Genomic DNA, 15,776 nt, shown 5'->3' on the forward strand with positions numbered 1-15,776 from the left:
TGCACCGACCATGCAGACGCAGAGCGGACCCCAAATCGTCACGCTGACCATGAACCCGGCGCTGGACATCACGACAAGCGTCGACGTCGTGCGCCCGACGGACAAATTGCGCTGCGCCGAAACCCGTTACGACCCGGGTGGCGGCGGCATCAACGTCGCGCACATCGCGCACGAGCTCGGCGGCTCGGTGCTGGCCGTCTTTCCCGTCGGCGGGACGACCGGTGGCCTGATCGCGCGGCTCCTCGCCGACGAGGGCGTGCCGTTTTGGCAAGTCCCGATCGGCGCCGCCACGCGCGAGAGCTTCACGGTCAACGAGAACAGCAGCGGCCGCCAGTACCGCTTCGTCCTGCCGGGGCCGCAACTGACGCTGCGTGAACAGGCGCACTGCCTCGAGCAGCTGCGGATGGCGGCGAAGTCGGCCGAATTCGTGGTGGCGAGCGGCAGTCTGCCGCCGGGCGTGACCACCGACTTCTACCAGCGGGTGGCCGACATGTGCGGCCACGTCGGCGCCCGCCTGATCCTGGACACCTCCGGCGGCGGCCTGCGGCACGTCTCCTCCGGCGTGTTTCTCCTGAAGGCCAGCGTCCGAGAGCTGCGGGAATGCGTGGGCCGCCACCTGGAAACCGAGGCCGAACAACTCGCCGCCGCACACGAACTCGTCGACAGCGGTCGCGCCGAAGCGGTGCTGGTGTCCCTGGGGTCAAAGGGCGCGCTGCTCGCGACGGCCCATGCCAGCCAACGCTTTTCGGCGATCCCGATGCCCGGCGGGAGCGGCGTGGGGGCCGGCGATGCGATGGTCGCGGCCATCACGGTCGGGCTCTCTCGCGGCTGGCCGCTGGTCAAGGCCGTTCGGCTGGGCATCGCGGCGGGCGCTGCGATGCTGATGACGCCCGGCACGGCAGCCTGCCTTCGCGCGGACGTGGAGAAGCTGTTCGCCCAATCGGCGGAACCCTGCGACCTCGCAAATGACGAACGGCTACCCAGATAAGGCCTAACGACCCCTCTGCAACGAGCGGCGCGGCAATAGCCTGAAATTTGAAGAGTCAGGAGCCGACATGAACCAGCTGGACGCCAAGTCGGTGGTCGTGGGCGTCAACGGCTCACAAGCCGCGGTTAACGCCGCCAAGTGGACGGTCGATGAGGCGCTGAGCCGGCAGCTGCCGATGCGCCTCGTCTACGTCATCCCTCGCCCGGAGGAACACACCAGCTCCGCGCAACTGTCCGAGTGGGAGCTGGAGCGCGCCGAGATGGCGCTGTCCCGAGCCGAGTGCGCCATCCAACAGGCGAAAAAGCCGGTCGAGGTCGAAACGGCAATCCTCTCAGGCGATCCCGGCAAAGTGCTGGTCGACGAATCGCGGGACGCGGCACTGGTTTGCGTCGGCACCTCCAGGCGCGGGTGGGCGTCCGACGGCCTGCTGGGGCCGACCGCCACCACGCTGGTCGCCGAGGCGCAATGCCCGGTCGCGATCATCCGCACCAACCCCGACGGCTCGCCGACCGAGCTCGGCGTCATCGCCGTCGTGCTCAACGACGAGCCGGACAACGACGAAGTCGTGCGCCAGGCCATGGAGCAGGGCCGGCGCCGCCACGCGACCGTCCGACAGATCGATCGGCGACTGAACAGCTGGGTCAGGCGCTATCCGGACGTGCACGTACAGACGGTCGCGGCGGGCACCGGCGTGAAAACCGGCGAAAGGCAGGGCGGCGCCATCGGATTGGCTCCCCAATTGGCTGTCGTCGGCAGCGCCGACGCCCTCGAGATCGCCGGGCTGGCCACGCCGAACTGCCACCCGATCGCGGGCTATCCCGACTGTTCCGTCCTCGTGGTCCGTCATTAGAGGACAGTCCGTGAACGAATTGGCTACGCCGCGGTCGATCGTGGTCGGCATCGACGGCTCCAAGGCGGCGATCCGGGCGGCGCTCTGGGCACTTGACGAGGCGGTGAGCCGTGACGCCCCCCTGCGCCTCGTGTGCGCGACCGAACAGGATGGCACGCCGGCCACTGGCCAGGCGGCAATTCGCCAGGCTGTCAAGGTAATTGAGGCCGCGGGCAAGCCGGTGAAGATCGAAGCCGAGGTGGTCCACGGCCCGGCGATCGGCTGCTTGATCAGCGCGTCGGCGGCGGCGGCCATGATGTGCGTCGGCGCGGTCGGATTGCGTCACTTCCGACCCGGCCGGGTGGGTTCCACCGCCGCGGCCTTGGCGATGTCGGCGCGCTGCCCGGTCGGCATCATCCGCGCCCGCGACGACCACCCGCGCTGCCCCGACGGGATCGTCGTCGAGCTGGACGGGTCGCCCGACAACGGCGTCTTGCTGGGCGCCGCCGCTGCGGAGGCCCGGCTGCGCAACGCCGCCATCCGGGCGATCATCTGCCGCCGGACTGCGCCGGACGAGAAGGGGCCGGACGACCGAGACGGCGATCGCCGGGCACTCGCCGACCTGGATCGCCGGCTGGCCCGCTGGACGCGGCAGTATCCGGATCTGCGGGTGGAGTCGGTGGCCGTGCACGGCGGGCTGCTGGAGTATTTGGCCTACAACCGCGGCTCGGTAGGCCTGGTGATCGCCGGCGCCCGCGACCGTTGGCAGCTGGGGGAGCTCGTTGGACCGGCCGGCAGCGCGGTGCTGCAGGACGCCGACTGTTCGTTGTTGGTCGTCAATCAGCAGCACTTATGACGCGGCCGATAATGAAAACATGCGATATTGAGAGTCGGCCGCTTAAGAAAGGGCTCTTGATGGTCAAGGTTTTCCTCGTCGATGACCATGAGGTCGTGCGGCGTGGTCTTGCCGATCTGCTCGCGTCGGACCCCGAACTGGAAATCGTCGGCGAAGCCGGATCCGTGTCGGAGGCGAAGGCGCGCATACCGGCCTTGCAGCCCGACGTCGCGGTCCTCGACGTGCGCCTCCCCGACGGCAACGGAATCGAACTGTGCCGCGATCTGGTCTCCGACCACCCGGACCTGCGGTGCCTGATGTTGACGTCATTCACTTCTGACGAGGCGATGCTGGAAGCGATCCTGGCCGGCGCCAGCGGTTACGTCGTCAAGGACATCAAAGGCATGGAGCTGGCCCACGCGATCAAAGAGGTCGGCGCCGGCAAATCCCTCCTGGACAACCGCGCCGCCGCCGCGCTGATGGCGAAGCTTCGCGGGACGACCGAACGCGAAGACCCGCTCTCCGGGCTGACCGAACAGGAGCGGACGCTGCTCGGGCTGCTCAGTGAAGGTCTGACCAACAGGCAGATCGCCGCGCGGATGTTTCTTGCCGAAAAGACGGTGAAGAACTACGTGTCGCGGTTGCTGGCCAAACTGGGCATGGAGCGCCGCACGCAGGCTGCCGTGTTCGCCTCCAAGCTGGATCAACGGTCGGGCAGGCCGCCTACGTCGACAGAATCGCCGCGGGACTAGCCGGCGGCCCGAATCGCTTTGCTGAGGGCGGCTCCGGCGCACGGCTCGCCAGGTTGGGTGCCCGACCCCTTGGGGTTAAGCTGACTGCGGCATCTCGCGTTCCGTAGATACTCGCTGTTTGCCTACGCAAGCTGCCTCTTGGCCAAGTTGTCGTGGAGGTATGAGGTCGGGTGACCGGCGGCGACGAACGCGGCTCGGCGTTAGCCGGGCTCGGCCAGCGTGGGCTGGTCAGCAGAATGCACGCGCAGCTGGACGAGTTGCTGGCGGCGCGCGATCAGATGGAGCAGCTGCTTCGCGTGTTCGTCGAGATCGGCGCGAACGTCGACGACCTTGACGCGACGCTGCACCGGATCATCGCCGCGGCCAGGGAGCTGACCTCCGCCCCCTACGGCGCCCTCGCCATCCGCGACCCCGACGGCACCCTGCTGAGGTTCATCCACGAGGGAATGGACCCCGAAACGGTCGAACGCATCGGACCCCTGCCGGTGGGCAAGGGCCTGCTGAGCCTGTCGCTCCTCGACACCCCGGCCCTGCGCGTGGACGACATGAGCACACACCCGGCCGCCGCCGGGTTCCCCGAGCATCACCCGCCCATGCGTGCCTTCCTCGCGGTGCCCATCACCATCCGCGGGATCGTGTTCGGCAACATCTACCTGACCCACGTCGACCCGGCGCGGGTGTTCTCCGAGTCCGACGAGGTCGCCGCCCGCGCGCTCGCGTTCGCGGCCGCGGCCAGCATCGACAACGCGCAGCTCTTCGAGCGTGAGCGGCTGTCGGTGAAGTGGATGGAGGCGAGCCGCGAGATCACGACCGCGCTGCTGTCCAACACCGAACCGCACCGGCGCCCGCTGCAATTGATCGCCGAGAGCGCGCGCGCCCTGACCGACGCCGAACAGGCGATCGTGCTCGTCCCGGCCGACGCGGACCTGCCGTATGACGAAACCGACACGCTGGTGGTGTCCGCCGCGGTCGGCATTCACGCCGACGACGTGATCGGCCGCCAGGTCCCGGTCAACGGTTCCACCAGCGGCGAGGTCTTCCGAACCGGCCAACCGATAATCACCGAGTCCTTGCAGTACCCGATCCAGGCGTTCACCGATGTCGGGCAGCGCCCCGCAATCCTGATGCCGCTGCGCACCGACGACCAGGTCGCCGGCGTCATCGCGATCGCCCGCGGCGCCGACCAGCCACCGTTCGACGAGAGCTACCTCGACCTGGTCAGCGATTTCGCCACCCACGCCGCGATAGCCCTGGTCCTGGCCGCCGCCCGGGACGACTCGCGCCAGCTGACCATCGTCGCCGAACGCGAGCGCATCGCCCACGACCTGCACGACCATGTCATCCAGCGGCTGTTCGCAGCGGGCATGGACTTACAGGGCACGCTTGCCCGGGCCCGTTCCCCGGAGGTGGCCGAACGGCTCAACCGCACCCTCGACGATCTGCAGACCATCATCGAGGAGATCCGGACGACGATCTTCCAGCTCAAATCGCCGTTGGGAAAGGGCGCCGACTTCCGCCAGCGGATCCAACAGGTGGTTGCCGACCTCACCGAGAATCGCGAGATCGTCACCACGATGCGGCTGCACGGCCCGATGACCGCGGTCGGTGGCGAACTCGCCGAGCACGCCGAGGCGGTCACCGCCGAAGCCGTCAGCAACTGCCTTCGCCACTCCGGTGCGTCGCGTCTGACCGTCGAGGTGGATGTCGCCGACATGTTCATCCTCGACGTCAGCGACAACGGCTGCGGCATCCCCGCCGACAACGTGCGCAGCAGCGGGCTGGCCAACATGAAATACCGGGCCGAACAACTCGGCGGCACCTGCGAGGTCACCAACCCGCCGGAAGGTGGCACGCGGGTGCACTGGATCGCCCCGCTGACCGACGACTAACGGGCTGGGGTCTAACGGCCCTGCCGAGTGGCGCCGAAGCCGAATAACGTCGTGGATCATGAGCGATCAGGCGGTGGGCTCCGCCGGTACGGCCCGGCTGCTCGACGGACGCGTCGTGTCGTTGCGCCCCCTCGCCGGCAGCGACGCGCAGGCCGTCATGGCGCTGCATCAACACCTCAGCGATCACGACCGCTACTACCGCTTCTTCACGATCCAGCCGGTCCAGCTCGACGAAGTCGTCGACAAGCTGACCCAACCCGCCGACGGCCGATACGCCCTCGGGGCATTCGACGCGGACCGGCTGATCGGTGTGGCGAACTACACCGTCGTGCGCGAGCATCCAAAAGCGGCCGAGTTCGCGATAGTGGTTGCCCATGAGGATCATTCGCTCGGCGTGGGAACGGCCTTACTCAAACACCTGGCGCGGGTCGCCCAGGCCCAGCGAATCGGGCACTTCGTCGCCGACGTCCTCAGTGAGAACCATCTCATGCTGATGGTCGTGTTCGACCTCGGCTGGCGCTGCGAGCCGGCACAGTACGGATCCGTCCGTCACCTCGAGATCGAGCTGCCCAACTTCGGCGATGAGGACGCGAAATGCCCCGCGTGACAGGTGAATTCGGGGTCCTCGTCTCGGTCGACGGGTCGCCGGCATCCGATGCCGCCGTCGCCTGGGGCGCGCGCGAGGCCATCCTGCGCGACCTGCCCCTCACGTTGATGCACGCGGTCACACCGGTGGTCGTCGGCTGGCCGGTGGGCCAACTGTACGACGAGATGCCCGAGTGGCAACGCGACGACGCGCGGCACGTCATCGATCAGGCCCACAAGACGCTGACCGCCGCCTTAGCGGGGATTGCGTCACCCGAAACCCGCACCGAGGTGGTGTATTCCGGCGTGGTGCCGGCACTGATCGAGGCCTCCAAGGACGCGTGGATGATCGTCGCCGGCAGCCAGGGCCTGGGTGCGATGGGCCGGCTGCTGTTGGGCTCGGTCACCACGGGATTGCTGCACTACGCGCACTGCCCGGTCGCGGTCATCCACTCCGATGGGGCGGCCGCCGCCGACGCGCCCGTGGTAGTGGGCATCGACGGATCGCCCGCGTCGGAGGCGGCGACGGCCTTGGCCTTCGACGAGGCCTCGCGCCGCGGCGTCGGGCTGCGCGCGCTGCACGTGTGGAGCGACGTCGGGGTGTTTCCGGTGCTGGGGATGGACTGGCGGGACCGCGAGCGCGAGGGGCAGGAGGCCCTCGCCGAGCGCCTGGCCGGCTGGCAGGAACGGTATCCGGACGTGCGCGTCGAGCGATTGCTCTTCTGCGACAAGCCATCCCACTGGTTGCTCAAGGAGTCCGAGCACGCCCAGCTGGTCGTGGTCGGCGGCCGCGGGCGCGGCGGATTTCCCGGGATGCTGCTCGGGTCGGTGAGCTCCACCGTGGCGCAGTCGGCGAAAGTTCCCGTGATTGTTGTCCGTGAGGAGAATCGATGATCGAAGTGTTGGGGGACATGCCGCAGGGCGTGACCGGCATCCGGGTGTCGGGCCGGCTGCGTGGCAACGAGCTGCGCCACTTCAAGCCCGAGATGGAAAAGATGCTGCAGAACGGCGAGATCAGGATCGTCGAGGTCATCGCGCCCGACTACGAGGGCTTCGGGCCGGGCGGATTCGCCGAGGACCTCAAGCTGGGATTCGGAGCGCTTTTCACGCATTACTCGGACTTCAAGCGGATTGCCGTGGTGTCGGACAAGGATTGGGTCGGCCACGTCATGCACGCGGTGGCGTGGATGATGCCCGGCGAGCTCGCAGTGTTCGGGCTCGACGAGCTTGACCGCGCGAAGGAATGGGCCGCCGGGGCTTCGTAACCCCTTGCACCACTTTGGTTTCAGGGGTCACATCGGGACGGTTTTTGTCGGTGGGGGTTCGTACGATTCGGGTATGGGTGCGAGCAGTCGGGAGGAGATCGTCGAGGTTTTCGACGCGCTTGATCATGACGTGAAACGCTTGTGCGACTTGTCTTTTGACGTGTTGACCACCCCGGAACGACTCCGGGTCCTCGAGCGGGTGGAAGCCGCGGCGCGCCGGCTGCGCGCCCCGCAGCACACGCTGATCAACCAACTCGCCGCCCACGCCGGCGCCAAAGAACTCGGCGGCACGCTGCGCGGCGCGCTGGCCGACCGGCTGCGCATCACCAAAGCCGAGGCCGCCCGGCGCATCGACGACGCCGAGGACCTCGGGGAGCGCCGGGCGTTGACCGGGGAAGCGTTGGCCCCGCAGCTGGCCGCGACCGCCACCGCGGTCCGCGACGGGCGCATCGGCGATGCGCATGTGCGGGTGATCCGCAGCTTTTTCGCCCACCTGCCCGCCGAGGTCGACCTGTGCACCCGGGAAGCCGCCGAGGCCGATCTGGCCGACAAGGCCCGCCACTATCGCCCCGACGAGGTGGCCCAATACGCCAAACGGATCATGGACTGGCTACACCCCGACGGCGACTTCAGCGACGCCGAACGGGCCCGCAAACGCGGCATCACTTTGGGCCACCAAGACTTCGACGGCATGTCCCGCCTCACCGGCCTGATCACCCCCGAATTACGCGCCGCGATCGAAGCGATGCTGGCCAAGCTGGCCGCCCCCGGCACCGCCAACCCCGACGACCACACCCCGGTGCTCGACGACAGTCCCGACCAGGACGCGGTGCGCCGCGACACCCGATCCCCAGCCCAACGCAACCACGACGCGTTTGCGGCCGCGCTGCACGCCCTGTTCACCACCGGAAAGCTGGGCACCCACAACGGCCTACCCGTATCGATCGTCGTCACCACGACGCTGCAGGATTTGGAGGCGGCCACCGGCAAGGCCCTGACCGGCGGCGGCACCCTGGTGCCGATGTCCGACGTGATCCGCTGGGCCGGCCACGCGCATCACTATCTGGCGATCTTCGATCGGGCCAAGCCGCTGGCTTTGTATCACAGCAAGCGGCTGGCCACCCCCGCGCAGCGCCTCATGCTCTTCGCCCAACACCGCGGCTGCACCAAACCCGGCTGCACCGCCCCGGCCTATCACAGCCAGGTCCACCACACCCGCGGCTGGACAACCACCCACCGCACCGACATCGACGACCTCACCCTGGCCTGCGGACCCGACAACCGCCTCGCCGAACAAGGCTGGACCACCCGCACCAACACCCAAGGCGAAACCGAATGGATCCCCCCACCCCACCTCGACCACGGGCAACCCCGCACCAACAGCTTTCACCACCCCGAACGATTCCTGCGCGACACCGACGACGACGAACCCGTTTGACAGCAATCGCTCGACGCTTCAGTCGCGCACCACCAGCACCGAGCATCCGTTGCGGCCGAGCGGGGATCGATCCGACGTGCCGATGATCTGGGCGACCTTATCGGCCTCCTTGCTGCCCACCACCGCGAGATCCACGGATTCCTCTGTGTGGGTGAGGAATTCGGCTGCCCCGCGCCTGGCGGCGGCCGGCATGACGTGCACCTCGCGATAGTGAGACGCCCAGGGGCCGAGCCGATGATCGAGTTGCTGGTAGGGGATCTCGCCCAACCCCCACCGCCAGGTTCCGAGCGCCAGGATCGACGCCCCGCGCAGCCGCGCCGCCCGGAAGCCGTGTTCGAGGACAGCGTCGTTGCCCGGTGAATCGTCGACGACGACGGCGACGTACCCGCGATCCTTCGCCGCGGCATCGCCGTTGTCCCGGACGATTGCCACCGGGCAGTGCGCTTTCCGGGCGACCGTGTCGGCGGTCGAGCCGAGTATCTTGCGTGCGACCCATCCGATCCCCGCAGATCCCACACAAACCATTGCAGCACTGCGGGATTCGTCGATCAGGACGCCCTCCGGCGATCCGCTCACGATGTCGCATTCGACTTTGACCGGCTCGCCCATGGCTGCAAGGGCCGCGTCGGCGGCGCGCAGGGACTCCTGGGCGTACTCGACCTCCAGGCTGGCATCGTTCCCCACATCGCCAGGGACGGCTTGGACCAGCCGCAGCGGCACGTTGCGGCTGACCGCCTCGGTGACCGCCCACTTTGCCGCGTTGATCGCGGCCTTCGACCCGTCGATGCCCACGACGATCCGCTCCGATGACGGCGGCTTGTTCATCACGTCCTCCCGATCCGGCGGCGGGGCCGCCATTCGCTGACGTTATTGAGGGAGGCCGGCGTGTCGGCAGGGCCGTTCGACCCCCATCCCTGGGCATAAGGGCTTCAGGCGACCTCGATGCTCTGCCCGGGCAGGAGATGCTGCACGCGGCCGCGGCATTCGACCACGATCGGACCGGCGTTGCCGGCCTCGGAGGTCAGATCCCCTGTCCGTCCGCTGATCCGGAGGTGCAGCCGGTGGCCGCGGTACACGAAGGGGAACTCGATGGCGCCGAGCGCCGCGGGCCAGTGCGGACCGAGCACCAGGCGGTCGTCGCGCGTTTCCAGCCCGGTGAAACACCGCTGCACCAGATCGAAGCTGCCGGCCATCGCGGCCAGGTGTATCCCTTCCGCGGTGGTGCCGCCCTGGATGTCGGCGACGTCGGAACCCAGCACCTGGACGAAGTACCGCATGGCGTGGTGACGGTTGGCGCGGGTGAGAACCCAGGCGTGCACGATCGCGCTGAGCGTGGAGCCATCCGAGGTGCGCGACAGGTAGTACTCGATGGTCTTCGGGATCTGCTCGGGCTCGAAACGGTAGCCGAGCCGGCCGAACAGGCCCAGCAACTCCTCCGACGACAGCAGGTAGAACAGCATCAGCGCATCGGCCTGCTTGGACGCCTTGTAGTTGTTGACGCTGTCGTCCTCGGCCTCGAGGATCCGGTCGAGCCGCTGGATGTTGCCGTATCGCTGCCGGTAGCGCTCCCAATCCAGTTCGGCCAGTTCCGAATACCCTTCGAACTGGCTGATCACGTCGTCGTGGAAGGGGACGAACATTCGCCGCGTCACGTCATCCCAGCGGTCCAGCTCTTCGGTCGTCAGGCCGACCTTGCCGACCAGATCGAGCCGGTCGCGCAGCGGCAGCAGCTCCAGCGCGTCCATTGCCCGCAGGATCACCCAGACCGCCATCACGTTGGTGTACGCGTTGTTGTCGACGCCGTCGTATTCCTTGCCCGGGTAACCGGAATGGAACTCGTCGGGTCCGATGATTCCACGGATCGTGCAGCGGCCGCGGGTGTCGTCGAAGCTCGCCAGGCCAACCCAAAAGCGCGCGATCTCGACCAGCATCTCGGTGCCGTAGTCGATCAGGAATTGGCGGTCACCGGTCACCTGGTAGTGCTGCCAGGCGTTGTAGGCGACCGCGAGGCCGACGTGGTGCGCGCGGGCACTGGCGTCCGGATTCCAGTGGCCCGATTGCGGATTGAGGTGCACCTCCTGGCTCACCTCGCGGCCGTCGCTGCCCGACTGCCACGGGTACATCGCGCCGAGATAGCCGGCCCGGCGCGCGGCGCGGCGCGCCTCGGGGAGCCGCCGATAGCGATACAGCAGCAGCGACCGGGACACGTTCGGCAGGCGCAGGCTAAGGACCGGCGAGACGAACAGCGAGTCCCAGAACACGTGGCCGCGGTAGGCCTCGCCGTGCAGCCCGCGCGCCGGGACCCCGGCGTCCAATTCGGCGGTGTGCGGCGAAAGGGTCTGCAGCAGGTGCACCAGATGCAGCCGGAGCACTCGCAGCGCCGGCGTGCTGTCGGTGAGGCCGACGTCGCACTGCTCCCACAGCCTCGCCCAGGCCCGGGTGTGCTGCTGGTGAAGGTCGGCGTAGCGGCCGGCGGCATCGAGGTATTGCTGTGCGGCACTGACCGGTTCGGAGATGGCGGTGTCCCGGCCGGTGAAGGCCGTCGCCACCTTCTCGCACGTGACGGACTGGCCCTCCGACAGCGTGACCTCGATGTCGTGACCGCCACGGTCCCCGTCGGCGACGACGGCGTAGCGCGCGTCGGCGCGGACGTCGGGGGCGTCGTCGCGCCACACGGTGGTGCGGGCCGCGACGGCGATCGCGATCCGCGACTGCGAGGTCTCGGTCCGCAATATCGTTGAGTCGGAACCGGTTTCCTCGATCGCCGTCGCGGTGAGGTGCGCGCCGGACAACGACCGGTAGCGCTCGACCATCGTGTTTTGCACGCTCGCATCCAGCAGGGACCTGAATTCGACGGTGCCCGACCAGTTCTCGGCGCCGACGGTGGTCTTCATGGCGAGCAGGTGCGGCTGGTGCATGGAGGCGAACCGCTGCTGGGTCAGCGTCGTGATCCGGCCCGAGCCGTCGCGAAATCGCAGACTGCGGCTGAGCGTCGCGTTGCGCAGGTCGAATGTCTGCCGGAAGAACAACAATTCCGTGTCGTCGACGGAAAACCATGCCCCGCCGTCGATCCGGAACGTCAGCGGCAACCAGTTGGGCAGGTTGACCAGGCTCTCGTTCTCGATCGTCCGGCCCGCGACCCGGTCGGTCAGCGTGTTGTATACCCCGGTGGCATAGGTGCCCGGGTAATGGGCCTCGCAGTCCGCCGCCTCCGTCGCGCAGCCCCGGGTGGCCAGGTAGCCGTTCCCGACGGTGCACAGCGCCTCGCGCAGCCGCTCGTACTTCGGGTCGTAGCCCTCGTAGACGAGTTCCCACGCGTCGCCCGGCGTCGCCGCCGCCTGTTCGAGGTCCAGGGCCAGCCGGTGGACGAATTCGGCTACGGCACCGGGATTTTCGAGGCTGAACGGCGCCGCGGACGGCCGGTCGCCGTCCTCGTCGTGGCGCACCACGATTCCCACCCCGTCGAATTGGACGGCGTCGAAGGCGTCCTCGTCGGTGATGTCGTCACCGATGTAGATCGGCAGCACGGCGCCGTGTTCCGCGCCGTCACCATCAACGATGCGTTGCAGCAACCAGCCGAGCGTCGTGCCCTTGTCTCCGTCCATGTTCGGGCGAAGTTGGATGACCTTGCGGCCGGGGGTGATCCGCAAGCACTCGGTGCGGGCAAGCTCGCGCACGGCCACGATCGCCCGGTCGACGTTCTGCGGTTCGGCATTGCGGTAATGGACGGCGACCGCAAAACGCTTGCGCTCCACCGCGATTCCCGGGACGTTTCTGAGCCTCTCCGTCAACCGGTCGGCAGCGCGCGCCACGCTGTCGGCGACGTCGGCGGCGGCGTTCTCCAACACGGAGCCGTCGGGCGCGATCACCTCATAGCCGTGTCCGCCCGCGTACCACACGCCGTCGACTTTGACCCGTTCGCGGACGTCGGCGACGTCACGGCCGCTGATCACCACGACGGGACACCGCGCGGCCAGCGCGCGCAACGCTCTGTCGGCACCGTCGACGAGTTTCGCCGATTCCGGATGATCGACGATGTCGGACAGCGTGCCGTCGAAGTCGAGGAAAACCACGGGTCGCCGGTTCGCCACCAGCTCTTTGACCTGGCCGTAGGCCAGCAGCGCGTCGGCGATCCGCGACATGGCCGCGCCGCCGCGGCGCACCGAGATCTCGGCCAGGTCGGCGACCACGGCGTCGGCGCCGCAGGACAGCAGCCCGGCGGCGTGCCCGTTGCGCTGGACGCCGATGACGAGGCCGAAGCCCCCGTCCCCGGCGGCCTTGACCCCGGCGTCGTCGCGGTCGATCACGGCGCATCGGACGGCGCGCACCCCGAGGCGGCGGGCGGTTTCGGTTGGCGACGGCCCGTCGAGCGCGAGGCCGACGAGGTCGTCGATCCCCGCGGCGCGCAGGGCTTCCGCGCAGTCGCGGCCGGGCGAGTAGACGGCCGCCGCGACGCCGGCGTCCCGCAGCCGCCGCAGCAGCGGGACGGCCGAATCGCGTGCCTCGACGGCACCTGGTGCCGCCTCGGTGATCAGGCTGTCCAGCCCGAGGATTACCGCATCGTGGTAGCGCCGATCAACGGTGGCGGCCCATTCGGTCACTTCTGTGACGATGCCACTTGACGGCCCGGGTCAACGGGGCCTGATGTCCACGGGTTTGGGGACTAAAGCCTCATGTTCGACGAGCGTTTGGCCAATAGCGTTTTGAGCAGATGGAGGAGGAACGAGATGTCCACACCCACGAACCGCCACGGCATCGTCGCCGGAGTCGACGGGTCGCCCGCATCGAACGCCGCCGTCTGCTGGGCGGCCCCGGACGCGGCGATGCGGAACGTCCCCCTGACCCTGGTGCACATGTACAGCACCTACGTGCCGACGTTTCCCCAGATCCCGCTTCCGACCGGAGTCGCGGTGTGGCAGGAGGAGGACGGACGGCAGGTCCTCGAGCAGGCGGTCAAGATCGCCGAAGACGCCGTCAAGGGCGACCAGCAGGTCGCGATAAGCACCGAACTGAAGTGCTCGCCGCCGGTTCCGGCGTTGATCGACCTGTCCGAAGAGGCCGAGATGATCGTCGTCGGCAGCAACGGGCGTGGCGCGTTGGGCCGGGCGCTGCTGGGTTCGGTCAGTTCGGGCGTCGTGCGGCACGCGAAGTGCCCGGTCGCCGTCGTGCGGGACGAAGACCCGTTGATGCCGCACCCGCAGCAGGCTCCCGTGCTGCTGGGCATCGACGGCTCGCCCGCCTCCGAGCTCGCGACGGCCATCGCGTTCGATGAGGCCTCCCGCCGCGGGGTGGACCTGCACGCGCTGCACGCGTGGAGCGACGTTCAGGTGCTCGAACTTCCCGGATTCGATTGGGCGGTGGTGAAGGCCGAAGCCGAGCGCAGCCTCGCCGAAGGGCTGGCCGGCTGGCAGGAACGCTATCCGGACGTCACGGTGCGGCGACTGCTCGTGTGTGATCAGCCGGCCCGCCAGTTGATCGAGAAATCGGAGTCCGCCCAACTGGTCGTCGTCGGCAGCCACGGCCGGGGCGGCCTCGCCCGGACGCTGCTGGGTTCGGTCAGCAACGCCGTCGTGCACTCGGTCCGGATGCCCGTGATCGTCGCGCGCCCCACGTAAGGCTTGGCACGGGCGCCCGCGGCGGCGAGGCTTAAGCGGTGACCGAGACCCGAGCGCCCTATATCGATGTGCACGAAACCCACACGGGCGTGGTCGTGCTCGCGGGCGATCGGGCATTCAAGGCCAAGAAGCCGGTGCTGACCGACTTTCTCGACTTTCGCACGCCGGAGCGCCGCGAGCTCGCGTGCCGCCGCGAGGTCGAGCTCAACCGCCGGCTGTCGCCGGACAGCTACCTCGGGGTCGCCCAGCTGTCCGACCCGGGCGGCGGCCCGCCCGAACCGATCGTCGTCATGCGTCGCTACCGCGACGAGGACCGGCTGGCGTCCATCGCGCGCCGCGACACCGACGGCTCGGTGCGACGGCTGCTGGACAGCATCGCCGCCGTGCTGGCCCGCTTCCACGAGCGCGCCGAGCGCGGCCCGGCGATCGAAGCGCAGGGCGACGGGGCCGCGATCGAGAAACGCTGGCGCGACAACCTGGTGGAGCTGGACCGCTACCCGGACACGGTGCCCAGCGCGGCGCTGTCGCGAATCCGGCGGCTCGCAACCGAATTCATCGCCGGCCGCGACCCCCTGTTCCGGCGCCGCGTCGAGGACGGGCTCATCGTCGACGGCCACGGCGATCTGCTCGCCGACGACATCTTCTGTGGCCAGGACGAACCGGCGCTGCTCGATTGCCTGGAGTTCGACGACAAACTTCGCTACGTCGACTGCGTCGACGACGCCGCCTTCCTCGCCATGGACCTCGAGTTCCTCGGCCGCAAGGACCTGGGCGAGCACTTCCTGCAGCGCTATGCCGCGCACTCGGCGCGGGAGGCGCCGCCGGCGCTCGCGCACTTCTATGTCGCCTATCGCGCGGTCGTGCGGGCGAAGACCGACTGCGTGCGACTGTCCCAGGGCAAGCCGGAGGCCGCCGGCGACGCCGCCCGGCACCTCGCGATCGCCGACGAGCACCTCCGCAGCGGCGCGGTGCGCCTGGCCCTGATCGGCGGAAACCCCGGCACCGGCAAGTCCACCGTCGCCCGCACGCTCGCCGAACGCACTGGGGCCCAGGTCATCTCGACCGACGACGTGCGCCGGGAACTGCGCGAAGCCGGCACCATCGCGGGGGAAGCCGGCGTCCTGGATCAGGGGCTCTACAGCCCGGATAACGTCGCGGTGGTGTACGAGACCGCGCTGCGACGGGCGCGGTCGTTGCTGGGCGACGGGCAATCGGTGATCCTGGACGGCACCTGGCGGGACCCGGAACTGCGCGCGCGGGCGCATCGCGTCGCGTCCGAAACACACTCGGCGACGGTGGAACTCATGTGCTCGTCGACCCTCGACACGGCGGCCGGGCGGATCACCACCCGGCGGCCGGGCAATTCGGAGGTGACCCCGGAGATCGCCGCGGCGATGGCCGCCGAGCGCGCCGGCTGGGACACCGCGCACCGCATCGACACCTCCGGGGCCGTCGAGGACTCGGCGCGCGAGGCCGTCGACGCCTGGCGCCGAACGATTTAGGCCCCGGTTCCAGGAGTCGAACGCCCCGGTCGTAGGGGACCAACGGCCCTGTCAGCGATGCGAGCCACGTCCTTATGG

General features: G+C 68.9%; 13 protein-coding genes. 11 read left to right on the forward strand and 2 right to left on the reverse strand.

Annotated features, from left to right (window positions below; genetic code table 11):
- Positions 1-10: 10 nt before the first annotated feature.
- The 9 genes from AC5Y4S_RS02915 to AC5Y4S_RS02955 all read left to right on the forward strand — a co-directional run bounded on the left by AC5Y4S_RS02915 (position 11) and on the right by AC5Y4S_RS02955 (position 8,581).
- Entirely contained in the window at positions 11-988 is a 978-nt protein-coding gene (locus tag AC5Y4S_RS02915; RefSeq protein ID WP_500029574.1) for a 1-phosphofructokinase family hexose kinase, read from the forward strand.
- Between the two features lie 67 nt (positions 989-1,055).
- On the forward strand, positions 1,056-1,838 hold the full coding sequence (locus tag AC5Y4S_RS02920; protein WP_500029577.1) for a universal stress protein: 783 nt from the start codon (positions 1,056-1,058) through the stop codon (positions 1,836-1,838).
- Positions 1,839-1,848: 10 nt separating this feature from the next.
- Positions 1,849-2,673 carry a universal stress protein gene (locus AC5Y4S_RS02925; RefSeq protein ID WP_500029580.1) on the forward strand — a complete coding sequence of 275 codons (825 nt, stop codon included), beginning with the start codon at positions 1,849-1,851 and terminating at the stop codon, positions 2,671-2,673.
- Between the two features lie 59 nt (positions 2,674-2,732).
- Positions 2,733-3,404, forward strand: a complete 672-nt coding sequence (gene dosR, locus AC5Y4S_RS02930; RefSeq protein WP_500032086.1) for a hypoxia response regulator transcription factor DosR/DevR — start codon at positions 2,733-2,735, stop codon at positions 3,402-3,404.
- A gap of 236 nt (positions 3,405-3,640) precedes the next feature.
- The gene (locus AC5Y4S_RS02935; protein ID WP_500032088.1) at positions 3,641-5,293 is read left to right on the forward strand and encodes a sensor histidine kinase; all 1,653 of its coding nucleotides are present in this window, start codon (positions 3,641-3,643) and stop codon (positions 5,291-5,293) included.
- Positions 5,294-5,351: 58 nt separating this feature from the next.
- Complete coding sequence (locus tag AC5Y4S_RS02940; protein WP_500029582.1) at positions 5,352-5,900, forward strand: GNAT family N-acetyltransferase; 549 nt, start codon at positions 5,352-5,354, stop codon at positions 5,898-5,900.
- Positions 5,888-6,772, forward strand: a complete 885-nt coding sequence (locus AC5Y4S_RS02945) for a universal stress protein (protein WP_500029586.1) — start codon at positions 5,888-5,890, stop codon at positions 6,770-6,772. The genes AC5Y4S_RS02940 and AC5Y4S_RS02945 overlap by 13 nt, the downstream gene beginning before the upstream one ends.
- Positions 6,769-7,143, forward strand: a complete 375-nt coding sequence (locus AC5Y4S_RS02950) for a SpoIIAA family protein (protein ID WP_500029590.1) — start codon at positions 6,769-6,771, stop codon at positions 7,141-7,143. Before AC5Y4S_RS02945 ends, AC5Y4S_RS02950 begins: the two co-directional genes overlap by 4 nt.
- Positions 7,144-7,216: 73 nt before the next feature.
- Positions 7,217-8,581, forward strand: coding sequence for an HNH endonuclease signature motif containing protein (locus AC5Y4S_RS02955; RefSeq protein WP_500029592.1), 1,365 nt, complete (start codon positions 7,217-7,219; stop codon positions 8,579-8,581).
- Between the two features lie 18 nt (positions 8,582-8,599).
- On the opposite strand, the gene AC5Y4S_RS02960 is transcribed toward AC5Y4S_RS02955, so the two are convergent.
- Both AC5Y4S_RS02960 and otsB read right to left on the reverse strand, forming a co-directional pair.
- On the reverse strand, positions 8,600-9,439 hold the full coding sequence (locus AC5Y4S_RS02960) for a universal stress protein (protein ID WP_500029594.1): 840 nt from the start codon (positions 9,437-9,439) through the stop codon (positions 8,600-8,602).
- A 71-nt stretch (positions 9,440-9,510) separates the two neighbouring features.
- Positions 9,511-13,182: a trehalose-phosphatase gene (otsB, locus tag AC5Y4S_RS02965; protein WP_500029598.1), complete on the reverse strand. Its 3,672-nt coding sequence runs from the start codon at positions 13,180-13,182 to the stop codon at positions 9,511-9,513.
- Positions 13,183-13,308: 126 nt separating this feature from the next.
- Between otsB and AC5Y4S_RS02970 the strand changes: the two genes are divergently transcribed.
- Together AC5Y4S_RS02970 and AC5Y4S_RS02975 are read left to right on the forward strand one after the other, a co-directional pair.
- On the forward strand, positions 13,309-14,196 hold the full coding sequence (locus AC5Y4S_RS02970; protein WP_500029600.1) for a universal stress protein: 888 nt from the start codon (positions 13,309-13,311) through the stop codon (positions 14,194-14,196).
- A gap of 38 nt (positions 14,197-14,234) precedes the next feature.
- Entirely contained in the window at positions 14,235-15,698 is a 1,464-nt protein-coding gene (locus AC5Y4S_RS02975; RefSeq protein ID WP_500029602.1) for a bifunctional aminoglycoside phosphotransferase/ATP-binding protein, read from the forward strand.
- Positions 15,699-15,776: the final 78 nt, after the last annotated feature.

It is taken from the genome of Mycobacterium sp. NGS64 (assembly GCF_059812245.1).

Bases quoted from the DNA above. Each gene is read 5' to 3' on its own strand.
- dosR (WP_500032086.1), top strand. From the start codon at position 2,733: ATGGTCAAGGTTTTCCTCGTCGATGACCATGAGGTCGTGCGGCGTGGT.
- AC5Y4S_RS02915 (WP_500029574.1), top strand. From the start codon at position 11: ATGCAGACGCAGAGCGGACCCCAAATCGTCACGCTGACCATGAACCCG.
- AC5Y4S_RS02935 (WP_500032088.1), top strand. From the start codon at position 3,641: ATGCACGCGCAGCTGGACGAGTTGCTGGCGGCGCGCGATCAGATGGAG.
- AC5Y4S_RS02920 (WP_500029577.1), top strand. From the start codon at position 1,056: ATGAACCAGCTGGACGCCAAGTCGGTGGTCGTGGGCGTCAACGGCTCA.
- AC5Y4S_RS02970 (WP_500029600.1), top strand. From the start codon at position 13,309: ATGTCCACACCCACGAACCGCCACGGCATCGTCGCCGGAGTCGACGGG.
- AC5Y4S_RS02960 (WP_500029594.1), bottom strand. From the start codon at position 9,439: ATGGCGGCCCCGCCGCCGGATCGGGAGGACGTGATGAACAAGCCGCCG.
- AC5Y4S_RS02945 (WP_500029586.1), top strand. From the start codon at position 5,888: ATGCCCCGCGTGACAGGTGAATTCGGGGTCCTCGTCTCGGTCGACGGG.
- AC5Y4S_RS02940 (WP_500029582.1), top strand. From the start codon at position 5,352: ATGAGCGATCAGGCGGTGGGCTCCGCCGGTACGGCCCGGCTGCTCGAC.
- AC5Y4S_RS02950 (WP_500029590.1), top strand. From the start codon at position 6,769: ATGATCGAAGTGTTGGGGGACATGCCGCAGGGCGTGACCGGCATCCGG.
- AC5Y4S_RS02955 (WP_500029592.1), top strand. From the start codon at position 7,217: ATGGGTGCGAGCAGTCGGGAGGAGATCGTCGAGGTTTTCGACGCGCTT.